Source organism: Asticcacaulis sp. AC460, assembly GCF_000495795.1.
Taxonomy (GTDB): Bacteria; Pseudomonadota; Alphaproteobacteria; order Caulobacterales; family Caulobacteraceae; genus Asticcacaulis.
This window is the reverse complement of sequence record NZ_AWGD01000042.1, coordinates 11,281-33,335: the sequence shown is the minus strand read 5'-3', so window position 1 is coordinate 33,335 and position 22,055 is coordinate 11,281. Positions and strand designations below refer to the sequence as shown.

The window sequence follows — 22,055 nt, the reverse complement described above, 5'->3', positions numbered from 1 at the left end:
TAAACTTGGCGAAACCCGGCTGTTGGCGGGTCTGGTCACGAATGAAAATGCACCTTGATCGTTACGACAACCTTGTTACGCTGATGCCCATGAAGGATGACAGCCTGGGACCAGTGATAACGACTCCCGAAGCGCTGATCGCGCGGATTGCGCAGTCGCGGGACCGTCAGGCCTATGCCCAGCTGTTCACGCGATTCGCACCCAAGTTGAAGGCCTTTGTCATGGGCCAGGGCATGAACGCCCAGGAGGCCGAGGACCTGGCTCAGGACGTGCTTTTGAAGGTGTGGCGCAAGGCCGAGATGTTCGATGCCTCGAAGGCGACGGCGGTAACTTGGATATATTCCATCGCCCGCAATCTGCGCATCGATGCGGCGCGCAAGGCGAAGCGGACCCGCGAGCTGCCCGAGGACCTGTGGCAGTCCGAGCCGCCACGACCGGCCGATCAGCAACTGGCCGACTCGCAGTCGGTTCACACCATTAACGGCTTGATGGAGACCCTGCCCGAAGAGCAGAAGACCATCCTGCGCCTGTCGTTTTATGAAGATCTGTCGCATGGCGACATTGCTGCTGCTCTGGCCCTGCCGCTGGGGACGGTGAAGTCGCGTCTGCGCCTGGCGATGACGCGGCTGAAGACCGCCATGGCCGCCTTAGTACCTGGAGACCGCGTATGAGTACCCCGAACCACCATCCCGGCGAAGACCTGCTGTGGGACTATCACCGCGGCGCCCTGGCGCCCGGCATGGCCCTGGCCATGCAGACCCACGCCGAGACCTGCCCGCATTGCCGCGGTGACCTGAGGCTGTTCGACATCATGGGTGGGGCGATGCTGGAGGAACTCGACGGGGTAGCCATGTCCAACAATGCGCTGGACCTGGCACTGGCGCGGATCGAACGTCCGGAGGCGGACGAAGTTGTGGAAACGGTTCGCCGGCCGGCTTTCCTGGAGGGGTTCGACCTGCCCGAGTCGTTGAAAGCGGTGAAGATCAAGAACCGTCATTGGGCGGCGCCCGGGGTGTGGATGGCGCCGATCGAGTTGGAAGGCGCGCCCAAGGGTTCGAAGACCTATCTGATGTCGGTCAAGTCGGGCCTGCAGATGCCGGAGCATACCCATCGCGGCCGCGAAATCACCGTCATGCTGCATGGACGCTATCGCGATCATAAGGGGCGGTATGGGCCGGGCGACTTTGCCATGTGCGATGAAAGCGACCAGAACCATACCCCGTCCATGGAAGGCGATGATGATTGTCTGTGCCTGGTGGTGCAGGAAGGTCCGATCGTGCCGCAGAGCCTGATCGCCTGGATATTGCAGCCGTTCGCCGGGATCTGAGTGATGAAGCGGTTTGGGCTGACTTTTCTGATTGCGGCGGGGGTCATGCTGGCCCTGGACGGTATCTGGCTGAGCACCATGTCGCCGCTGTTGTATACGCCGATGATGGGGAGTCTGCTGAAGTTCCCGCCGGACTATGTGGCGGCGGGGATTTTCTACGTTCTGTATATTTTCGGTCTGACCTGGCTGGTGCTGCTGCCGGCCCTGGAGCAGCGCCAGGGCTGGGGTGCGGTGGCGTTCCGGTCGGGTTTGCTCGGGTTGGTGGCCTATGGCACCTATGACCTGACGGCGCAGTCGGTTATCGCCGGATGGCAGTGGAAGTTAACGGCAATCGATATGGCCTGGGGGACGTTCCTGACCCTGACGACGGGCTTGGCGACGGTGTTTCTGGTCAGGGCTATGGGGAAGTAGGCCGCATCGCCAGTGCCACTTTCGACCGGGGCGGCCGGCCGAGGACATCTGAGATAAACCAGGCGGCTTCGATGATTTTGTCGAGATCGACGCCGGTTTCGATATTCATGCCGTTCAGCATGTATAGTACGTCTTCGGTGGCGACATTGCCGCTGGCGCCCGGCGCATAGGGACAGCCGCCCAGGCCGCCGACCGACGAGTCTATGGTCGCAATGCCGTAATCCAGCGAGGTCAGGATATTGGCCAGGGCTTGGCCATAGGTGTCGTGGAAATGCACCGCCAGCTTATCGGAGGAGATACGGGCGCTGATCACGTCCAGTAATTTGGCGACATCTGCCGGGGTACCCACACCGATGGTGTCGCCCAAGCTGATCTCATAGCAACCCATGTCCAAAAGGCCTTCTGCCACGTCGGCGACGGCCTGGGGGGCGATCTTGCCTTCGTAGGGACAGCCGATGACGCAGGAGACGTAACCCCGTACATAGACGCCGTCGCGGCGGGCGGCGTCGCAGACCGGCGCAAAGCGGTTTAGGCTTTCGGCGATCGAGCAGTTGATGTTTTTCTGACTGAACGATTCCGAGGCCGCGCCGAAGATGGCGACGATATCAGCACCAGCGGCAAGCGCGCCTTCATAGCCTTTCAGGTTGGGCGTCAGGACCGGATATTGGACGGAGCGTTGGATGCCGGCCATGACTTCGGCGGCGTCGCCCATCTGCGGCACCCATTTCGGCGAGACGAAGCTGGCCGCCTCAATGTAGCTCAAACCGGTAGCCGACAGGCGGTCGATCAGGGCAATCTTGTCTGCGGTCGAGACCATGGCGGTTTCGGCCTGGAGCCCGTCGCGCGGGCCGACTTCGTAGAGGGTGACGCGGTTCGGCCTCACTTGGTTTCCTCGAACAGTTCGCGGCCGATCAGCATGCGGCGGATTTCCGAGGTGCCGGCGCCGATCTCATACAGCTTGGCATCGCGCCACAGCCGGCCGACCGGATATTCGTTGGTATAGCCGTTGCCACCCAGGCACTGGATGGCTTCGCCAGCCATCCAGGTTGCCTTTTCAGCGGCATAGAGGATGCAGCCGGCGGCGTCCTTGCGTGTGGTTTCGCCACGGTCGCAGGCCTGGGCAACGGCATAGACATAGGCGCGGCAGGCGGCCCAGGTCGAATACATGTCGGCGACCTTGCCCTGCATCAGCTGGAAGGTGCCGATGGCCTGGCCGAACTGTTCGCGGTCATGGATGTAAGGGATAACCGCATCCAGGCAGGCACGCATGATGCCGAGCGGGCCGCCCGACAGGACCACGCGTTCGTAGTCGAGACCCGACATCAGCACCGCCGCGCCACGGCCCTCCGTACCCAGAACATTCTCGTACGGGACCTCGCAGTCCTCAAAGACGAGCTCGCCGGTGTGCGAGCCGCGCATGCCCAGCTTGTCCAGTTTCTGCGCCACCGAGAAGCCGATGAATTCTTTCTCGATCAGGAAGGCGGTGATGCCTTTGGAGCCGGCGTCCATATCGGTCTTGGCATAGACCACCAACACGTCGGCGTCGGGGCCATTGGTGATCCACATTTTGGAGCCGTTGAGGACATAGCGGTCGTTCTTGCGGTCGGCGCGCAGGCGCATCGACACCACGTCCGATCCGGCGCCGGTTTCCGACATGGCCAGCGCCCCGACATGTTCGCCGGAGATCAGTTTCGGCAGGTATTTCGCCTTTTGCTCGGGCGTGCCGTTGCGGTTGATCTGGTTGACGCAGAGATTGGAGTGGGCGCCGTACGAAAGCCCGATGCTGGCTGAGGCGCGCGAAATCTCTTCCATGGCGATGACATGGGCCAGGTAGCCCATGGCGGCGCCGCCATGGATTTCCGGCACCGTCAGGCCCAGCACGCCCATATCGCCCATGGCCTTCCACAGGTGCATGGGGAACTGATCGTCGCGGTCGGTCTCGTTGGCCAGCGGCGAGATTTCGACCTCGGCGAAACGGCGCACGCCTTCACGCAGGGCGTCGATGTCTTCGCCGTGACCGAAGTTCAAATGGGGGAAGTCCAGCATATTCAGTTCCTATTCGATTTCGACCAGCAGGGCCTTGTCGCCGACCTGGTCGTCGGTGCGGACATGGACGGCCTTTACGGTGCCGGGACGGGCGGCCTTCAGGGTGTGTTCGATCTTCATGGCGCCGAGGATCAGCAGCTTCTGGCCCTTGTCGACCGTGTCGCCGACAGTGACGAAGACGTCGATGACCTTGCCCGGCATGGGGGCGTGGACCTCGCCCGGCGCGGTGGCGGCTTCATCGGCGTCGCGCACGGCCAGATGCAGGTGGGGTCGCGGGGGCAGATTCAGCCACCAGCCGGTGGTGTCGTTCCATGGCGAGCCGGGATCGGCGGCGACGGCGTGGGCGGGTGGTATCGCGTCGGGCCAAGGCTGGGTCAGGCGGTCGATATGGCGGGCGATAAAACCGGTATCGATGTCGGCGGCGGCAAAGTCCGGATCGCTTACCACGCGACGCAGGAAGGCCAGGTTGGTCGCCAGGCCCCTCAGCCGGGTTTCGACCAGGACCTCGCGCATCCGCGCCAGGGCGTGGGTACGGTCGCGGCCGTGGACGACCAGCTTGGCGATCATCGGGTCGTAGAAGACGCTGACCTCGTCGCCCTGTTCGACGGCGCTTTCGACGCGTGCCCAGGCCGGAAAGTCGAGCTGGGTCAGGCGACCGGTCGCCGGCAGGAAGTCGTTCTGCGGATCTTCGGCATAGAGGCGGGCTTCGATGGCATGGCCGTTGATGGTTAGGTCGTCTTGCAATTTCGGCAGGGGTTCACCGGCGGCGACGCGGAGCTGCCATTCGACCAGGTCCAGGCCGGTGATCTCCTCGGTTACAGGATGCTCGACCTGTAAACGAGTATTCATCTCCATGAAGTAGAAATCGGCTTTGGCGATGCCGTTGCCGACATCGACGATGAATTCGACCGTGCCGGCGCCATGGTAGCCGATCGCCTGGGCGGCGCGGACAGCGGCCTGGCCCATGGTCTGGCGCAGGGTTTCGGGCAGGTTGGGGGCCGGGGCTTCCTCGATGACCTTCTGGTGGCGGCGTTGCAGCGAACAATCGCGTTCGAACAGATGTATGACTTGGCCATGTTTGTCGCCGAAGACCTGGATTTCGATGTGACGTGGCACCTCGATATATTTCTCGATCAGCACCTTGGGGTCGCTGAAGGCGTTCCGACCTTCGCGTTGGGCCGAGGTCAGGGCATCGGCGAAATCTTCGGCACTGTCGACCCGGCGCATGCCCTTGCCGCCGCCACCGGCGACGGCCTTGATAAGGACCGGCCAGCCGATGCTTTGGGCCTCCGTAAACAGTTTGTCCGGAGACTGATCATCGCCGTGATAGCCGGGGGTAACTGGGACGCCGGCTTTGGTCATCAGGGCCTTGGCTGCGCCTTTCAGCGCCATGGCCGAGATGGCTTCGGGGGTAGGGCCGATAAAGGTGACGCCCGCGGCTTCACAAGCGCGGGCGAACTCGACATTTTCCGACAGGAAGCCGTAGCCCGGGTGGACGGCCTGGGCGCCGTGCTCGACGGCCACGGCGACGATACGATCACCGCGCAGGTAAGAGTCGCTGGCGGCCGCCGGGCCGATCAGGACGGCTTCGTCGGCTTCACGGATGAAAGGCGCCTGCTTGTCGGCTTCGGAATAGACGGCGACGGTACGCACGCCCATCCGCTTACAGGTGCGGATGATGCGGCGGGCGATTTCACCGCGATTGGCGATCAGGATTTTGGAGAACATTACATTCCCCAGTGCGGTTTGCGTTTGTCGAGGAAGGCTTGGATGCCCTCGCGGCCCTCGTCGCTGGCGCGGCGGGCGGCGATACGGGCAGAGGTCTTGCCGGCGATGTCGGTGCCCTTATGGGCGATGTCGCCCAGCAGGTCCTTGATGTCGGCGACAGCTTCCGGGGCGGCGGCCATGAAGGCGGCGATCACCGGCTGGGCGGCGGCTTCCAGGTCGTCGGCGATCTGATGGACCAGACCGATACGCAGGGCCTCGGCTGCGTCGAAACGCTCGCCGCTCAGCATATAGCGCCGCGACGCCGACATGCCGATTTTGGCCAGCACGAACGGTGAGATGACCGCCGGGATCAGGCCCAGGCGGACCTCGGTCAGGCCGAACACGGTGCCGGGCGCGGCGATGACGACGTCGCAGCAGGCGGTCAGGCCGACTCCGCCGCCGAAGACACCGCCGTGGACCAGGCCGATGACCGGCTTGGGGCAGGCATTGAGGGTTTCGAACATCTCGGCCAGGGCGCGGGCGTCCTCGCGGTTCATCTCCTCGTCCTGTTCGGCGGCGCGGCGCATCCAGTTGAGGTCGGCACCGGCCGAAAAGCTGGGGCCCGCGCCGTTCAGCACGATGACGCGGATGCCGTCCTGCTTGCCCAGGTCGGAAAAGGCGTCCTTCAGGTCGCCGATCATGCCTTCGTTGAAGGCGTTGTGGACGTCGGGGCGGTTCAGGGTGACGCGGGTAATGCCCTGCCGGTCGCTTTCGATGATTAAGGACATGGTGGCCTCCTACATCCGGAAAATGCCGAACCGGGTCGGGGTGATGGGGGCGTTGAGGGCGGCGGACAGGCCAAGCCCCAGGACACGGCGGGTATCGGCGGGGTCGATGACGCCATCGTCCCACACCCGCGCCGAGGCGTAGTAGGGATGGCCCTGGGCCTCGTAGGTGTCGCGGATCGGCGCCTTGAAGGCGGCTTCGTCTTCGGCGGACCAGGTGCCGCCCTTGGCTTCGATGCCGTCGCGGCGGACGGTGGCCAGGACATTGGCCGCCTGTTCTCCCCCCATGACCGAGATACGGGCATTGGGCCACATCCACAGGAAGCGCGGTTCGTAGGCGCGGCCGCACATGCCGTAATTGCCGGCGCCGTAGGAGCCGCCGATGATGACCGTCAGTTTCGGCACGTCGGCGCAGGCCACCGCTGTGACCATCTTGGCACCGTGGCGGGCAATGCCCTCGTTCTCGTACTTGCGGCCGACCATGAAGCCGGTGATGTTCTGCAGGAAGACCAGGGGAATGCCGCGCTGGGCGCACAGTTCGATGAAGTGGGCGCCCTTCAGCGCGCTTTCGGAGAACAGGACGCCGTTATTGGCGACGATACCGACGGGATAGCCGTAAAGATGGGCGAAGCCGGTGACCAGGGTTTCGCCGTACAACGCCTTGAACTCGTCGAACTCGGAGCCGTCGACCAGGCGGGCAATGATCTGGCGGATATCGAAGGGCTGGCGGGTATCGGCCGGGACGATGCCGTAGATGTCTTCGGTGGGATAGAGCGGCTCGGCGACGGGGCGGGTGGCAAGCGGGAGGTTTTTGGTGCGGTTGAGATTGCCGACGATGCGGCGGGCGGTGCGCAGGGCATCGGCGTCATCGGCGGCCAGGTGGTCGGCGACGCCGGAGACGCGGGCATGGACGTCACCGCCGCCGAGGTCTTCCGAGGACACGACTTCGCCGGTGGCGGCCTTCACTAGGGGCGGGCCGGCCAGGAAGATGGTGCCCTGTTTCTGCACGATGATCGATTCGTCCGACATGGCCGGGACATAGGCGCCGCCGGCGGTGCAGGAGCCCATGACCACGGCGATCTGGGGGATGCCGGCGGCGGACATGCGGGCCTGGTTGAAGAAGATGCGGCCGAAATCGTCCTTGTCCGGAAAGACCTCGTCCTGGTTGGGCAGGTTGGCGCCGCCGGAGTCGACCAGGTAGACGCAGGGCAGATGGTTCTGTTGGGCGATTTCCTGGGCGCGCAGGTGTTTCTTGACGGTCAGGGGGTAGTAGGTGCCGCCCTTCACCGTGGCGTCGTTGCAGACGATGACGCATTCGGTCCCGTTGATGCGGCCGATACCGGTCAGGATGCCGGCGGCCGGGACCTCGTCGTCATATACGTTGTGGGCGGCCAGGGCGGAGAATTCGAGAAAGGGCGAGCCCGGGTCGATCAGGCCGGCAATGCGGTCGCGCGGCAGCAGCTTGCCGCGATCGGTGTGTTTCTGGCGCGCGGCAGAGGTGCCGCCCAGGGCGATTTTGGCTGTCAGGCCGCGCAGGTCATCGACCAGGGCCTGCATGCGCGCGGCATTGGCGATGAAGTCGGGATCGTTCGGGTCGATATCGCTTTTCAGCGCGGGCATGGGCTTTTCCAACTTATGTCGTTTGATCGACCGTCAGCAAGATACCCCTCCACCGCTTCGCGGTCCCCTCCCCACTTCGTGGAGAGGAGAAGAAAGGTCGGTCTCGTGAGCGTACGGAAACTATCCCATTTACGTGTATTGCGAAAATGAATTAAACCTATCGTGATTATAGATGTGATCTATGGAACTTTATCTTCTCCGCTATTTCCTCAGCCTGGTTGAAACGGGGAGTTTCACCAAGGCGGCAAGTGCCTGCCTGATCACCCAGCCAACCCTGTCGGCCGGGATCAAAAGGCTGGAAGAGCAGTTGGGCGTCGAGCTGTTTGTTCGCAGCAACAAGCGGGTGTTTCTCACCACGGCGGGGACGCGCTTCCTGCCGCGCGCCAAGGCCATCCTGCACGAAGTCAATATGGCCGCCGCCGAGCTGTCGCAGACCGAAAGCAGTAATGTTTTGCGTTTGGGAGTTCTGCAGACCTTGCCGGCGGCTTGGGTCGCCGGGCTGCTGGAAGGATTTTTAAGGGAACGGCCCGATATCCGCTTCGACCTGATCGATGGCACCGAGCAGGAACTGCTGAACCGGCTAGATGAGCGCGGAGTCGATTTTGCCCTGTCGCTGCGTCGGGTCGAGGACGACACTTCGGTGGCGCTGTTCGAGGAAGGCTATCAACTGGCCTTGCCGTTGAACCATCGTCTGGCCGGCTCAACCGAGATCCAGGGCGAGGATCTGGCCAATGACAGCATGATCGTCCGTTCACGGTGCGAAGTGTTGTCGGAGACGTCGCGGCACTTTACCGACCGCAATGTCCGCCCACCTTTGGTGTACCGCACCGCCCAGGACGAACGGGCTCTGGCCATGGTCGGGGCCGGGGTGGGTATTACCGTCATGCCCCAGTCCTACCAGGCGGAGGATGTGGTCCGGATACCGCTGGCCGGGTTCAATCCGCGCCGTACAGTGGCGTTGTTTCGGCCGCGCTATGCCTTGCCGGACCGCCTGGAAGCGGCGGCCCGAGCTTTCGAGGCGTTTGCGATCCGTTACGCCGGCTGAGGTACGGCCGGCTTGCGCTCGCCGGCCAGCAGGATGGCGCCCGCAGCCCAGCCGAAAAGGAAGTTCGATACGAAGACCTCGACGAAGTGGATTTGGCGCACCGGCCACGGCATGACCGGGTTGGGCATGAGCAGGACGATGGTGCACAGGCAGGCAAGGGTAATGCCGACCATCAGACCACGGAACAATGCGGAGCCATGGACCGATTTGACGATGATGGCTGCCAGCCCGCCCCACATCAGGCCGCGTACGACCTGCAGCGGGACCAGCAGGCTCTGGTCGATATTGATGCCCTGGGCGTAGTAGGCGCGCAGGGTTTCGCTCTGCCAGGCGATAAAGGTACCGGCAGCATAGTAGGCGAAGACATACAGCGGTGAGATGACCGCCAGCTTCCACCATAATCCGCCCAGGCTGGTCAGGGGTTGCGAATCTTTTGACGGCCACAGGAAGGCACTGACGATCGCGACCACGGCGGCGCTGATCGCGCCGTTGACCAACATGAAGGTCAAAAGGGCGGACGACATTTTCAGCGACGCATTGAAGAAGATGGCTTCGATCCACGACATCAGGGTTATCGTGCCGAATATGATGACGAACAGGACGATCACCTTGGGCAACCGGGCCAGATGAATATTGGCGGCCAGAACTGCGATGACGATGGCCTGAACGGCATAGACGATGGCCATGGCCTGAAAGGCGGTCAGCGGCTCTCCGGCGGTCGGGGGTGCGGCGCCGGGCGACAGGATCATGCCGCTGATCATGGTTGTGGCCACCATGGCCAACCACAGGCCGAGGCATTTTGCGGCGAACTTCATGGTTTGATCTCCTCACTCAATTGAAGGTGGGCGTCCGCCGCCCATTCTGCGGCGGCTTCGGTGATGCGCAGGCCGTGCTGGACGGCCAGGCGGGTTTGCAGCGGCATCTGCTGCCAGGTGTCGCTGGTCATGAAGGCCTTCAGGCCGACGATCTTGTCGTGGCAGGCCCGGGCATAGGACAGCAGGAAGGCCAGCGACAGCTGACGGTCGGGATAGTCGTGCAGGAAGGCGAATCGCAGCAGCGCGATGTCGGTATTTTCACTGGCCGTGACCGGCTGTCGCAGCCAGGCTTCGAAGGCAGCATCTCCCGCGCCGGTGATGGCAAAGACGCTCTTCTTACCCGTCGGGCGGCTTTCGATAACGCCGGCCTTCTGCAGGTTTTTCAGCGCCGGGTAGACACTGCCCGGGCTGCTGGAAAAGCTGCCCATGGGCGTGGTCTCGAACACCTTGCGCAGGGCATAGCCGCTGCGCGCTTCGGCGCGGATCAATCCCAGCAAGGCATAGTTCAAGGGCGTCATTTGGTACGATCCGTATTACGTATTTTGGATAATACGAATCGTACGAAATTTCAATAGGCCGCGTCATCTTGGCCAGGCGGTTCATTTCGTTAAAGCTGGACCGGGCCGCTAAGCACTCGGATATAGGCGTCGACATAGGGCCAGAGCGTCAGGATGCCGATGAGGGCCGCGGCGAAAGCGCAGATCAGTACGGCGCCGGCGGCGATGTCCTTGGCGCGTTTGACGGCTTCGGCGTAGTCGGGCGAAACGACATCGCAAACATATTCGACGGCGGTGTTGAAGGTCTCGGCCACCCAAACCATCGCTATGGCGACGATCAGCCATCGCCAGTCCGCGGCGTCTACGCCCAGAAAAGAGGCCGCCAGAACAACCAGTACGGTGGCAACAAGGTGCAGCCAGGCATTGTGCTGAGTCTTCAGTGTGAAGATCAGCCCCTGGAAGGCATAACCGAAGCTGCGCAGGCGTGACATCACCGAGAACCGCGACCTATCCGTCATCTTTTCGTCTCCACATTTGGGCCCGGTCTCCGCGCCGACCGAAAATGGCGGCCTTCACCGCCAGGCCGGCGCCAAAAACCATGGCCATCAGGACGCAGCATGCCATCAGGCCCGAACCCTTAGAACTGTTCGGCCGGTCAAGGCCAGATCAAAGCGCAGACAACCGTCGGCGCCGGCTGTCGCGGTTGCCGCCTGGCAGCGATAGACATGGTGCGGAATCAGGCCGGTAATTGTGGTCGGATAAACACCTCCCCCATGAACCACCGCGATCAGGCCGCCCTCGGCGGCATGTGCGGAGGCGACCAGGACCTTCGGGTAGGGCAGGCCCTCCAGGCGTGGCCCCTGCGCGATTTGAGCTTCCGTCAGGGTTCGAAAGCTGTTCGCGACGGTAGCGCGCGCCATCAGCTCGACGCCATGGGACCAAACCGAAGCGCGGTCACGGTGTCTAACGCCTTCGCGACTGTGAACCGGGCATTCCTGGTCCAGCGCTGCCATGCAGGCGTCATAGACCTCACGGTCTCCCAGTTCCGCAGCGGCGACAGCAACGGCTGTGTAGGCGCTGGCTCGTGAAAAGCCATAATTGCCGGTATCGATCGGCCAGAAGGCGGCAGGCCGGAAGCGATCCCGGCTATCGAATAGCCGGCGACGCAGCAAAAGCCACTGGCGGGCGGCGATGTCCGGCGCGATGGCGTTTAAAAAGAAGCATGGCATGGCCAGGGGCATGGCGCCACCGACAGCCGGAAGAGCCAAGCCTGTGCGGGCGGACCGGCACGGCACAAATCGCCCGAAGGCATCGAGAAATTCACTGTCGAGGCTGTTGGTGATTTTCGGCGCGATGTCCCGCCAGGCATCCGGTGCCGAGGTTTTGACGGCGCTCATGCCGATGGTGTTGCACAGCGGGTAGATCCAGTTGGGCTCACATGCAATCAATCCGTAAGCGGAGCGTTTTTGTTCGCTGACGAGTTGGGCGACAAAATCGCTTTCGTTCAGGGCGCGCCGCTTATCAAGTCGAAAACGTTCAGGCTGAGTGAAGACATTGTCGCCGGTTGTGACCCGCAACATAGCCATCTGCAGGGCGACGAAGCCGGTATACATGATGTTTTCCCGGCCGACCGGATCGCCGTCCAGGCTGAGATTGCCCCAAAAATTTTCCAGTGCCCAGTAGGACCACACCCGAGGTTGCGCCATCTTGTCCAGCAGCCGTATCTGGGCTTCGCGCATATAGCCGCCGAAAGCCGGGGTGAAGCGCGCCTGGTGCATGGCGATACCGTAGGCCAGGAAGTTGACTTGGTAGCGGAGGGCTGCGGTCTGGAACGGGTCGAGATGCTCGAAGCCGTCAAAGCTGTCAACGGGCTGCAGGGCGCGATCGAGCGCAAATCGCAGGTGCTCCAGGTCCTGCGGGGTCATTTCCGGTAGGGAGGGATCGGGGCTGACGGTAGGCCAACTTGCCGTTGCCAGATAGAGATTGTCAGCCTTGCGACGGCTTTGTGCCATGCGAAAGCGTATCAGGGTAACGACCGCCAGGCCGACGGCGCCGGCGACGACAATCGCGGCGGCGGTCGCGATGGCGTGTACGGTGGGAGGGCCATGGTTCATTGTGGCTGCGGCGATGGCCGTAGCGATCCAAACCGTGGGCGGGGCCAACACATTGCCGGTCCGAACCAAATGCCGAGCGCCAGGACGAATGAGCCCGCTCCGGCGGCAAAGGCAACGAGGTGCCACAGGCCCGCGGCTGTTGTCAGGTCGTAATGGGCCAGGAAGCCTCCGCCCGGCAGGACGAGACCAAGGCCAAAGGTTTGCAGATGCGCGGAATCGGTAAGTTCAGCCAGGGCAAAGCCAAGACCGAGTATCGTGGCGTACAGCAGCGTCAGACGCAGGACATGGCGCTGGCTGACGGGACCGAAGATGCGGGTGTGGTCGGGAAGACGGGCGGGCACGGCAGTTTCCGGAAGATCACGCCTCCTAACACACCAGGTCTTAACAAACGAAGGCCTCTCACCTGGGGTGAGAGGCCTTCTGTTAGGCACATTAGCCTGTGTCGGCTCCGAGATAAAAATCCGGAGTTAGGGTACGAGCTCAGCCCGTAAGGTCAGAGTACCAAAAACCGGCCTCGGGCGCCATTCACAAGCCCGCGATCCGTTTTGAAGACTCGTGATGGGGGCGTCGTTAAGATTTGGATTCGTGCCCTGCGCGAAGATAGGCCCGATTTGGCAGGCCGTTACCGCTGACTGCGGCCCAAAAGACGCATAACGCCACGATCTTGCCCCAATTCGGATAACCGAATGTCGGCGTGTCGGGCTTTCTGATAGGTTTAAGTCTCTCTTAAATATGATTTTGCCTTTTGGAGGGTGCGTCATGCGCCTCAAGCTCGCCGCCGTTCTGGCCTGCGCCGTCTCATTGATGGCCGCCGCCGCTTCCGCCGATACCAAGCTCGGCTGGTACGTCGCCGCCGATGCCGGTGTCCACGATATGGACCAGCAGAAGCTGGTGCTGCGCGATGTCACCCTGGTCTCGCGCACGGAAAGCGATGAGGGATCGTCGTCTTCCGCCGAGGCCGTAGCGGCCGCCGCCATCAACGAAGACATCGAAGAGAGCGATGGTTTCGCACTGGACACCAAGGCCAAGGCCGCCGTGTTCGCCCGCGCCGGTAACCAGTTCTCGCCGCACTGGCGCGCCGAACTGGAATACGGCGAACGTCAGGGTGATATCCGCAACAGCATCGTTTCCGGCTATGACCCCGCCGAGGCCGGCCGCGGTTCGCTGGACCTGACTTCGGCGATGGTCAATGTCATCTATGATATCTCGCCCGACAGCCGCCTGCATCCGTTCGTCGGCGTGGGCCTGGGCGGGGTCAAGATCAAGGCCGACTATGTCGGAGCCTATCAGGACGAAGACTATTCCGAGACCTATACCATCCATTCCAGCAAGACCGCCGCCGCCGGCCAGGTCATTGCCGGCCTGGCCTGGCAGGTATCGGACCGTCTCAATATCGACCTGACCTATCGCTATCTCGAGGTCGCCAAGGTCAATTATGATGTCCGCGCCGACGTGTCCTATTACGAATACAACAATGACTGTTCGCCCTATTGCGATGGCTTTGCGCCGGAAAGTTTTGCGGTTTCCGAAGCCTATGGGCCCAATCTGGTTGAGGAAGTCTACGAAGGCCGCCTGTCGGGCAAGATCCGCGACCATTCGCTGACCCTGGGTCTGCGCTGGTCGTTCGGTGCGCCGCGCGGTCCGGCTGCCGATGTCGGCCCGCCGCCGGAACAGACCGTGTCTTCGGGTGAAACCTACAGCTCGCCGTCGCCGGTCGTAGCGCCGGTCGCCCCGCCCGCCCGCCGCAACTTCACCGTCTACTTCCCGTTCGACAGCGCCACGCCGACGGCTGACGGCCAGGCCGTGATCTCGGCCGCCGCGCAGCAGGCCCGCAGCCAGCCCGGTGCTCCCGTGACCGTCACCGGCCACGCCGACACCTCGGGTTCGGCGCCTTACAATATCCAGCTGTCGCAGAACCGGGCCCGCATGGTGGCCGAGGGCCTGATCCAGATGGGTGTGCCGGCTTCGGTGGTCAGCACCGACTGGAAGGGCGAAAGCCAGCCGGCGGTTCCGACCGGCAACGGCATCAAGAACGCCGAAAACCGCCGCGCCACGATTTCGATTGGGCAGTAGAAAGATCGGCGGGCAACAGATAAAAACCCGGCCCTGAAGAAGCCCTATCAACAAGCCTCAAGGCCTCTTCGTCCAAGGACGGGGAGGCCTTTTTATTTGCCGGCCATGGCCTCGCGGATCATGCCGGTCATTTCTTCCGGCTTGAGGCCATAGCCGTAGGAGCTGTTGTAACGGCCCTTCGGGTCCATCAGATAGACCACGGTCGAATGCTGGTAGGTATAGGTGTCGCCTTCGCCGACCTTGCTGGCCTGGGCGTGATAGCCCTTGACGACGGCGTCGACCTGTTCCGGCGTGCCGGTCAGTCCGATGGCGCCTTTCGGCATGCCGCCGCTGTCGAGATAGGCTTTCAGGCTGGCAGGCGTGTCGCGTGCGGGATCGACGCTGATGAAGACGACCTGGAAGTCCTTCGCCTTGCCGCCCAGTTGCTTCTGGACCTGGGCCAGGGCTTGCAGTGTCAGGGGGCAGAAGTCGGGACAATAGGTGTAGCCGAAAAAGACCGCGGTCCATTTGCCGTTCAGCTTACTTTCCGTCACCACCTGGCCGTTCTGGTCGGTCAGGGTGAAGGCGCCGCCGGGCAGTTTTGACGGGTCGAGATCGGTTGCTGCGCTACGCGGCGGGCCGCTCAGATTGACGTAGTAGTTGAGACCGGCCAGGCCGATCAGGGCCAGGAAGGCCGCGGCGATGATTGCCAGCCGGAATTTTGTCATCTATGTCTCGCCCGATATGCAGGAGCCGTGGATGACCGCTTTAGAGCGACTGGGCACCTTTTTCAATGGACCGGATGACGCAGGGCCAGGAAACGGACTTGGCCCGCTGGGCCGCGAGAAGGACCACCTGCGTCTGCGTACCCTGGTCATGCTGCGCTGGCTGGCCATACTGGGCCAGACGGCGATGGTGCTGCTGATCGCCTTTGCTTTCCGTTACGAGATCCGGCTGTGGCTCACGCTCAGCATCATCACCGCCAGCGTCTGGCTGAACATCATCCTTACGGTCGGCCGGCGGTTCGTGCAGCGCATGCGCGGCTGGGAGGCCGCTCTGCAGCTTAGCTTTGACGCCGTGCAACTGGCCCTGCTGCTGGGGGTGACGGGCGGGCTGAACAATCCCTTCTGCCTGATGCTGGTGGCGCCGGCCACGGTGGCCGCCGCCAACCTGCCGGCGCGTCACGCCCTGATTGTGGTCGTGGTCGCCATGCTGGCCACCACTGGCATCGCCTTCTGGCATCTGCCTCTGCCGTGGCGGCCGGGCGAAACCTTCCTCCTGCCAGACATCTATCGTTTTGGCTTCCTGGCGGCCATCCTGCTGGGCACGGCCTTCACCGCCGGCTATGCCTGGCAGGCGGCGCTGGAGTCGAACCGCATGGAACATGCCCTGGCAGCAACCCAGGCGGTGCTGGAACGCGAGCAGCGCCTGTCGGCCCTGGGCGGGCTGGCGGCGGCGGCGGCGCATGAACTGGGCACGCCATTGGGCACCATCCAGGTGGTGGCCAAGGAGATGCTGCACAGTCTGAAAAAGGCCGATCCTCTGTATGAGGACGCCGAACTGCTGGTGTCGCAAAGCCAGCGGTGCCGCGACATCCTCAAGCAATTGTCGCAAAAGCCGGAGACGCGGGATTCGGTCTACGACCAGATGCCGGTGCGCGCCTTCCTGGAGAGCATTGCCGCCCCCTATCGCAAGGACCGCAAGGAGATCATCATCGAGGTCTTGAGCGAAGGCCGCACGGTGGCGCCGGAACGGGAGGCGGGGATGATGATCCTGCGGCGGCCGGAATGGCTGCACGCCTGGGCGGCTTTCGTCGAAAACGCCGTCGATTTCGCCAAAAGCGTGGTGTGGGTCCGGTTCGAAGTCTCACACGGTTTCGTGGCGCTGAATATCGAGGACAATGGCGCCGGATTCTCACCGGACATATTGTCGCGGCTGGGCGACCCCTATGTGTCGTCGCGGGTGTTCGGTGAAGATGCACCCCAGGTCGAGGGCCGGTCCTATTCCGGGATGGGGCTTGGTTTTTTCATCGCCAAGACCTTGTGCGAACATACCGGCGCACGCGTGACCTTCGGCAACCGTGACGGGGGCGGCGCCTATGTGCGGGCCTTGTGGCGGCGCGACCAGATGGATATCCTGTGGACGGACGAAGGAGGTCTCTCATGACCGAAGAAGTTGTCACCGATGTGAAGGCCGCCGTGGCCGCGAAGATGGAGGCTCTGGCCGACAAGTCGCTGCTGGTCGTGGATGACGATGCGCCGTTCCGCAACCGGTTGGGCCGGGCCCTGGAAGCGCGCGGCTTCGTTGTCACCATGGCAGAAAGCGTCCATGAGGCGTTGGATATCATCGCCAGGGCGCCGCCGGCCTTTGCGGTTATGGACATGCGCCTGGACGACGGTTCGGGGCTGAAGGCGATCGAAGCGTTGCATAAGGCGCGGCCGGAGGCGCGGGCCATCATGCTGACGGGTTACGGCAATATCGCAACCGCCGTGGCGGCGGTGAAGTCTGGAGCGATCGACTATCTGTCCAAGCCGGCGGATGCCGATGATGTGGTCAAGGCGTTGCTGGTGGTTGAGGACTCGGCGCCGGTTCCGCCGGAAAATCCGATGTCGGCCGATCGGGTGCGGTGGGAGCATATCCAGCGTGTCTACGCCCTGTGCGGTCAGAATGTTTCGGAGACGGCGCGGCGGCTGAACATGCATCGGCGGACCTTGCAGCGCATTCTGGCGAAACGGGCGCCCAAATGAGTTTTTTGCTGCCGGCCGGTGAGCCGATTTAGGCTATGTCGCGATTCACCGAACGCTGATATAATCGCGCAGAAACAGGGAAGCGTGTCACACTATGCCAAGGATTGAGGCGTCATCCCGCGGGAATTGGATGCTGTTCATGACTCTGCGCACACGGATTTCCATACTGATCGGTGTCCTGATCGTCATGTCGCTGGGCGTCATGCTGTTCGGCTTGTCAACCCTGTCCGACTACAACCGAATGATGGCCGACTATGGCCGGGCCTCTGAGAATGCCTATATGGGCGAGCGTCTGAACCGGCTGATTAGTTCGGCGGTGATGGAATCGCGCGGCATTTATCATTCCCGCTCGAAGGACGAGACGCGGATGTTCGCGTCCCGGCTCGATCGCGATCTTGAGGATATCGAGGTTGTTCTGGCGGAATGGCGGAGCAAGGGAACGGCCGACCGTGACGTTGGTCTCGATGGGTTGGAGCGGCGCGCCCGCCATTTTGTCGAGGTTCGCCGCCGGCTTAGCGAGGTTGCCGTGGCGCAGGGGCCCGCCGCCGCCGAAGCCATCGGGCTGGCGGATCGTCCCGAACGTATTATTTTCCAGGACGATATCGATCGCGTGGTCACGGCAACCCGCCAGTCGTTAGAGGCGGCGACGGCCAGAGCCGAGGCCTATCGCCGGGAACGCGCGGTTAGTTTCCTTGCCGTGGCTCTGGTGTGGATCCTGGTGACGGCGGGGCTGACCTTCTGGATTGTACAGCATTTTATCATGCGTGAGATCGAACGCGCGCGCGTCGCGGACGAGAACCGCGAACGCCTGCTGGATGAACTGATGGAATCCAATACGGAACTGGAGCGGTTTGCGCACGTCGCGTCGCACGACATGCAGGAACCCGTCCGCATGGTCAATATTTTCAGCCAGATGGTGGCTGAGGACTACAAGGACCGCCTGGACGAAAAGGGGCGGCGCTATCTCGGTATCATCAGCACATCGGCCAGCCGGATGCATGTGATGGTTCAGGACCTGCTGCGCTACTCCCGGCTCAAACACGAACCCCTGGAGGTCACGGCCGTCGATCTTGATGACCTGCTGGTTCATGTCCGGGCCAACCTGGGACAAAAAATCGCCGATACCGACGCCAGGATCGAAAGCGAGGCCCTGCCGAAAGTGTCGGGCAATCCCGTTCAGTTGCAAAGGCTCCTGGAAAATCTGATCGGTAACGCCATGACCTATCAGCCGGAAGGCCAGGCGCCGATCATCACCGTCTCAGCCGTCGAGGCCGAGGGGCGCTGGCAGGTCTGCGTGACCGATAACGGCATCGGAATCGCGCCGGCGGATGGTGAGAAGATTTTCGAGGCGTTTCGCCGGTTACACACCTGGGATACCTATAAGGGCACCGGGCTGGGGCTGACCATCTGCCGCAAGATCGTCGAGCGTCATGGGGGACGGATCTGGGTCGAACCGGCGCCGGGGCAGGGGGCGCGTTTCTATTTTACGCTGGGCAAGGTGCCTGAAACCACGGTGTCCGCCGCCGCCGCGGCTTAGAGCGACATCCCGGTTTATTCGTCCGCAATCACGATCCCCGGATTGTCCGGCGGGATAAAGTCGAACAGCCCAAAATCCAGCGCCTTCTGCGGCCGGGGCGAGATCAGGGGGCTGTCCATCAGGCTCAGCATTTCTTCCGGGGTCAACTGACCCCTCTTCGCACGCTTCCGCAGGTCTTTCGCATTGCCCGCCGGGCCTGGCCGTGACGCCGGCGCGCCGTCCAGCACCTTCCAGTAGCTGATCGACAACTGCCATACTGTCTCCAGGGGCGCCGAAGCCTTCGCCCAGCGCTCGCCGTCGGCAAACACCGGCTGGGCGGATTTCGACCGCCGCACCGGCACGTCCTTCATCCGGCAGGTCAGCTTGCAGAACCGGGCCTCCACCGGGGGCAGGAAGATGTGCCCCGGCCGATGGTCCTCGACCAGGCCGGCATAGATATTCAACGCCTCCGCCTCTTCTTCGTACAAGGGACCGACAGACTGGGTGACGAAGGCCACCCGCGCATCGGCAGCCGCTTCGGCCTCTTTTTCGCGGGCGGCACGCTTCGCCTGGCCCTGTTTCAACAGGGCTAAGGCCTCATGGGCGTCCTTGGCGACAGGGTAGGCAGTCAGCGACATATTTGTTCACGTTTTGATCTATAGCTTCTACCTCAAACTACCGCGTTTGCAAACGTCAGGGCACCGAAAAATGCTACACATGCGAAAGTGATCACAACGTATTGGTAACTATGGTTAACGGCATTTTCATATTTAAGGCGAATCGTCATAGTTTAGAGTAGAGTACCAGTGATTCGTACGGAAAGCCCCGCATGGCCTTAGCTTCCATCGCCTACACCGCGGCCGCCGGCGCCATGGCGCTGGCGTTGTCCACTACTTACCTGGCCTGGCGCACCCGGTCTAAGCTGGCCAAGGCGCGTGACCTGCTCAAGGGCGACCTCTTCGTCAAGGAAACCATGCTGAGCGAACTCGACGCCGCGACGTCGGCGTTCGATGAAGCCTTCCTGGCCGTAGAAGGCGACGCTGTCCGCCTGGTCTGGGGTGACGATACGCTGAAAGCCTGCGCCGAAGCTCTGGGTGTCCGGACGGCTAACGATTCCGAACGCGCCCCCCAGGTGGTCGAGGCGCTGAGCAAAACTTCCCCCGATGCCGCCAAGGGCCTGAAGGCCCTGATCGCCGAGGGCAAGACCTGCCGTTTCGAAGTGTTCGCCGACAATATTCCCGGCCTGATCGCCGCCAAGCCGGCCGGCCTGACCCTGGTCATCGACGGTAAAGCCTCAGGCGCTACCGCCTGGATCCGCCTGGCCATCGCCGGCGCCAAGCAATCCCTGTCGTCGGGGCCCTTCGCCCAGATGGCCGAACACCTGCCGGCGCCATGCTGGATCTGCGCCCGCGACGGTCGCATGGTGTGGGCCAACGAAGCCTGGCTGAAGGCCGCCGAGGTCCAGAACCTGGAACAGGCCCTGCGCGATGGCGCTACGCTCGACCGCAGCGCCGATGCCTTGGTCAGCGACGCCACCGAATCGCGCGCACGCCGCGAAGGTTTCCGCTGGCTGACCGTCAGCGGTCAGCGCCGCGCCTTCCAGGTCATCGCCGAGCCGCTCAACGAAGCCTATACCTGCGCCTATGCCGTCGATGTCACCGAGGCCGAGGACAGCCGCGAGGCGTTGAAGCGTCACGCCAAGGCCCATGACGAGACCCTGGACAGCCTGGAAGACGCCGTCGCCATCTTCGGTCCGGAACGCCAGTTGACCTTCCATAACCGCGCCTTCGAGAAGTTGTGGGAACTGGAGCCGGCCTGGCTGGCCGAACGTCCGACCCATGCCGAGTGGCTGGACCGCCTGCGCCAGAAGCGCCGCCTGCCCGAAACCAGCGACTATGCCGGCTTCAAGGGACGTGAGTCCGAGTTCTTCGGCCTGACCCACACCGCCGATGACGAGATGTGGAGCCTGCCCGACGGCCGCAGCTTACGCGTCGTGCGTCAGCCGCATCCGCTGGGCGGGCTGTTGATTCTGTTCTCGGACAAGACCGGTGAACTGAAGCTGAAGGCTCAGTTCAACGCCCTGATCCAGGTGCAGAAATCGACCCTAGATCAATTGAATGAGGCCGTTTCGGTCTATGGCAGCGACGGCCGTTTGCGGTTGCGCAATCAGGCCTTCGACAAGTTCTGGCACCTGCGCAGCGATGACATCGCCGCGGTGATGGACTTTGCCCATATTGCCGAACTGTGCCTGCCGCTGGTCCATGATCGCGGCTTCTGGGCCGAGCTGAAGGCGCGGGTGACCGATACCGATCCGCTGGCCCGCGCGCCGCAGCAGGGCGAAATCAAGCTGTCCGACAGCCGTCTGGCGCAGTGGCGCACCCAGCCCCTGCCGGACGGCGCCACCCTGGTCGTCTTCTCCGACATCACCGCCACCCGGTCGCTGGAAAAGGCGATCGAGGCGCGCGACGAGGCGCTGAATGAGTCGGTTCGGCTGAAGCGTGAGTTTGTCGCCAATGTATCGTACGAACTGCGCACGCCGCTGACCACGATCGTCGGCTATGCCGACCTGCTGCACGCCCAGAATATCGGCCAAGACACCAAGCAGAAGGCCTATCTCGACTCGATCCAGGCGGCGGCCCAGGAACTGGCGCGATCGATTGACGACGTGCTGGACATGGCCCAGATCGATGCCGGGGAAATGTCGGTATCGACCGGCGATGTCCGCCTGCTCGACATCGTCGCCGAAGCCGCCGCGCGCCAGGCTGATGCGTTCAAATCGAAGAGCGTCCATTTCGATTACAGTGGCGTGCGCGAAGCCGGTCTGGTGCATGTCGACGGCCGCCGGCTGGGGCAGTGCCTGGATCACCTGCTGGGTCATGCGGTGCGCAACGCTACCGCTGCCGGTTCGGTGAACCTCAACGCCAGCAAGGACGGCGACAACCTGCTGCTGGAAGTCGCCTATACCGGCCGTGGCATTCCCTATCACGTCCAGGCGCATATCTTCGACCGCTATATCGGTCGTGAGCGTGGTGGTCCCGGCCTGGGACTGGCCCTGGTCAAGGCGCTGGTCGAGCTGCATGGCGGCTGGATCACGTTGGAAAGCGAGCCGAACGAGGGCGCCAGCTTCAAAATCCGGCTGCCCAAGCAGAACCTGGTGGGCCGGGAGACGCCTGTGGCCGCCAAGTCTGTGCCGGCGGCAGTCAATGACGGGCCCAAAAGCGGAAATACGGTCGCCGATGTGGCGTAATTCGTCGGATTCAGCGAAATTTGGCTGTGATGAGTCGTTATAACGGCGTTCTTGATGCGAAAATGAATCAACTATGGATTAATGAATGGTTAGCTTAACCATGACTCACGTAAATGTGAATCCATT

General features: G+C 62.8%; 21 protein-coding genes. 9 read left to right on the top strand and 12 right to left on the bottom strand.

Translation table 11 applies throughout. The annotated features are described in order from the left end of the window. Positions 1–47: 47 nt before the first annotated feature. Genes ABAC460_RS46330 through ABAC460_RS46320 form a run of 3 tightly spaced genes read left to right on the top strand, consistent with a single transcriptional unit; the run spans position 48 to position 1,738 of the window. On the top strand, positions 48–671 hold the full coding sequence (locus tag ABAC460_RS46330; protein ID WP_023455722.1) for a sigma-70 family RNA polymerase sigma factor: 624 nt from the start codon (positions 48–50) through the stop codon (positions 669–671). Continuing rightward, complete coding sequence (locus tag ABAC460_RS46325) at positions 668–1,327, top strand: ChrR family anti-sigma-E factor (RefSeq protein ID WP_023455721.1); 660 nt, start codon at positions 668–670, stop codon at positions 1,325–1,327. The genes ABAC460_RS46330 and ABAC460_RS46325 overlap by 4 nt, the downstream gene beginning before the upstream one ends. Before the next feature lie 3 nt (positions 1,328–1,330). Next, positions 1,331–1,738, top strand: coding sequence for a DUF2177 family protein (locus tag ABAC460_RS46320; RefSeq protein WP_023455720.1), 408 nt, complete (start codon positions 1,331–1,333; stop codon positions 1,736–1,738). Here ABAC460_RS46320 and ABAC460_RS46315 read toward each other — a convergent pair. Genes ABAC460_RS46315 through ABAC460_RS46295 form a run of 5 tightly spaced genes read right to left on the bottom strand, consistent with a single transcriptional unit; the run spans position 1,725 to position 7,896 of the window. Beyond that, positions 1,725–2,621: a hydroxymethylglutaryl-CoA lyase gene (locus ABAC460_RS46315; RefSeq protein ID WP_023455719.1), complete on the bottom strand. Its 897-nt coding sequence runs from the start codon at positions 2,619–2,621 to the stop codon at positions 1,725–1,727. The two genes, ABAC460_RS46320 and ABAC460_RS46315, sit on opposite strands and share 14 nt — an antisense overlap. Next, the gene (locus ABAC460_RS46310; protein ID WP_023455718.1) at positions 2,618–3,784 is read right to left on the bottom strand and encodes an isovaleryl-CoA dehydrogenase; all 1,167 of its coding nucleotides are present in this window, start codon (positions 3,782–3,784) and stop codon (positions 2,618–2,620) included. The genes ABAC460_RS46315 and ABAC460_RS46310 overlap by 4 nt, the downstream gene beginning before the upstream one ends. Before the next feature lie 9 nt (positions 3,785–3,793). Beyond that, positions 3,794–5,512, bottom strand: coding sequence for an acetyl/propionyl/methylcrotonyl-CoA carboxylase subunit alpha (locus ABAC460_RS46305; protein WP_023455717.1), 1,719 nt, complete (start codon positions 5,510–5,512; stop codon positions 3,794–3,796). Further along, on the bottom strand, positions 5,512–6,279 hold the full coding sequence (locus ABAC460_RS46300; RefSeq protein ID WP_023455716.1) for an enoyl-CoA hydratase-related protein: 768 nt from the start codon (positions 6,277–6,279) through the stop codon (positions 5,512–5,514). Before ABAC460_RS46300 ends, ABAC460_RS46305 begins: the two co-directional genes overlap by 1 nt. Before the next feature lie 9 nt (positions 6,280–6,288). Further along, positions 6,289–7,896: a carboxyl transferase domain-containing protein gene (locus ABAC460_RS46295; protein ID WP_031237510.1), complete on the bottom strand. Its 1,608-nt coding sequence runs from the start codon at positions 7,894–7,896 to the stop codon at positions 6,289–6,291. 181 nt (positions 7,897–8,077) lie between these two features. Here ABAC460_RS46295 and ABAC460_RS46290 point away from each other — a divergent pair, with 181 nt between their 5' ends. Continuing rightward, positions 8,078–8,941 carry a LysR family transcriptional regulator gene (locus tag ABAC460_RS46290; protein WP_023455714.1) on the top strand — a complete coding sequence of 288 codons (864 nt, stop codon included), beginning with the start codon at positions 8,078–8,080 and terminating at the stop codon, positions 8,939–8,941. Here ABAC460_RS46290 and ABAC460_RS46285 read toward each other — a convergent pair. The 5 genes from ABAC460_RS46285 to ABAC460_RS50020 form a co-directional block, all read right to left on the bottom strand. Beyond that, complete coding sequence (locus ABAC460_RS46285; protein WP_023455713.1) at positions 8,929–9,756, bottom strand: hypothetical protein; 828 nt, start codon at positions 9,754–9,756, stop codon at positions 8,929–8,931. The two genes, ABAC460_RS46290 and ABAC460_RS46285, sit on opposite strands and share 13 nt — an antisense overlap. Beyond that, positions 9,753–10,274, bottom strand: coding sequence for a PadR family transcriptional regulator (locus ABAC460_RS46280; RefSeq protein ID WP_023455712.1), 522 nt, complete (start codon positions 10,272–10,274; stop codon positions 9,753–9,755). Before ABAC460_RS46280 ends, ABAC460_RS46285 begins: the two co-directional genes overlap by 4 nt. Positions 10,275–10,363: 89 nt before the next feature. Continuing rightward, complete coding sequence (locus ABAC460_RS46275) at positions 10,364–10,771, bottom strand: diacylglycerol kinase family protein (RefSeq protein WP_031237507.1); 408 nt, start codon at positions 10,769–10,771, stop codon at positions 10,364–10,366. Between the two features lie 105 nt (positions 10,772–10,876). Continuing rightward, positions 10,877–12,367, bottom strand: coding sequence for a linalool dehydratase/isomerase domain-containing protein (locus tag ABAC460_RS46270; protein WP_155914762.1), 1,491 nt, complete (start codon positions 12,365–12,367; stop codon positions 10,877–10,879). Next, a complete protein-coding gene (locus ABAC460_RS50020; protein WP_155914761.1) occupies positions 12,364–12,708 on the bottom strand; it encodes a hypothetical protein in 345 nt (114 codons plus the stop codon). Before ABAC460_RS50020 ends, ABAC460_RS46270 begins: the two co-directional genes overlap by 4 nt. Positions 12,709–13,126: 418 nt before the next feature. Here ABAC460_RS50020 and ABAC460_RS0125280 point away from each other — a divergent pair, with 418 nt between their 5' ends. Then, positions 13,127–14,440 carry an OmpA family protein gene (locus tag ABAC460_RS0125280; RefSeq protein WP_023455707.1) on the top strand — a complete coding sequence of 438 codons (1,314 nt, stop codon included), beginning with the start codon at positions 13,127–13,129 and terminating at the stop codon, positions 14,438–14,440. 92 nt (positions 14,441–14,532) lie between these two features. Here ABAC460_RS0125280 and ABAC460_RS46260 read toward each other — a convergent pair whose 3' ends face one another. Further along, entirely contained in the window at positions 14,533–15,147 is a 615-nt protein-coding gene (locus tag ABAC460_RS46260) for an SCO family protein (protein WP_023455706.1), read from the bottom strand. Positions 15,148–15,178: 31 nt separating this feature from the next. Between ABAC460_RS46260 and ABAC460_RS46255 the strand changes: the two genes are divergently transcribed. The 3 genes from ABAC460_RS46255 (at position 15,179) to ABAC460_RS48675 (ending at position 18,703) form a co-directional block, all read left to right on the top strand. Continuing rightward, positions 15,179–16,585, top strand: coding sequence for an ActS/PrrB/RegB family redox-sensitive histidine kinase (locus tag ABAC460_RS46255; RefSeq protein ID WP_031237503.1), 1,407 nt, complete (start codon positions 15,179–15,181; stop codon positions 16,583–16,585). Between the two features lie 44 nt (positions 16,586–16,629). Further along, on the top strand, positions 16,630–17,166 hold the full coding sequence (locus ABAC460_RS46250; RefSeq protein WP_031237502.1) for an ActR/PrrA/RegA family redox response regulator transcription factor: 537 nt from the start codon (positions 16,630–16,632) through the stop codon (positions 17,164–17,166). 139 nt (positions 17,167–17,305) lie between these two features. Beyond that, the gene (locus ABAC460_RS48675) at positions 17,306–18,703 is read left to right on the top strand and encodes a sensor histidine kinase (RefSeq protein ID WP_162150353.1); all 1,398 of its coding nucleotides are present in this window, start codon (positions 17,306–17,308) and stop codon (positions 18,701–18,703) included. Between the two features lie 14 nt (positions 18,704–18,717). On the opposite strand, the gene ABAC460_RS46245 is transcribed toward ABAC460_RS48675, so the two are convergent. Next, a complete protein-coding gene (locus tag ABAC460_RS46245; RefSeq protein WP_023455702.1) occupies positions 18,718–19,320 on the bottom strand; it encodes a hypothetical protein in 603 nt (200 codons plus the stop codon). A gap of 191 nt (positions 19,321–19,511) precedes the next feature. On the opposite strand from ABAC460_RS46245, the gene ABAC460_RS46240 reads away from it, so the two are divergent. Then, a complete protein-coding gene (locus ABAC460_RS46240; RefSeq protein ID WP_023455701.1) occupies positions 19,512–21,929 on the top strand; it encodes a PAS domain-containing sensor histidine kinase in 2,418 nt (805 codons plus the stop codon). Positions 21,930–22,055 lie beyond the last annotated feature (126 nt).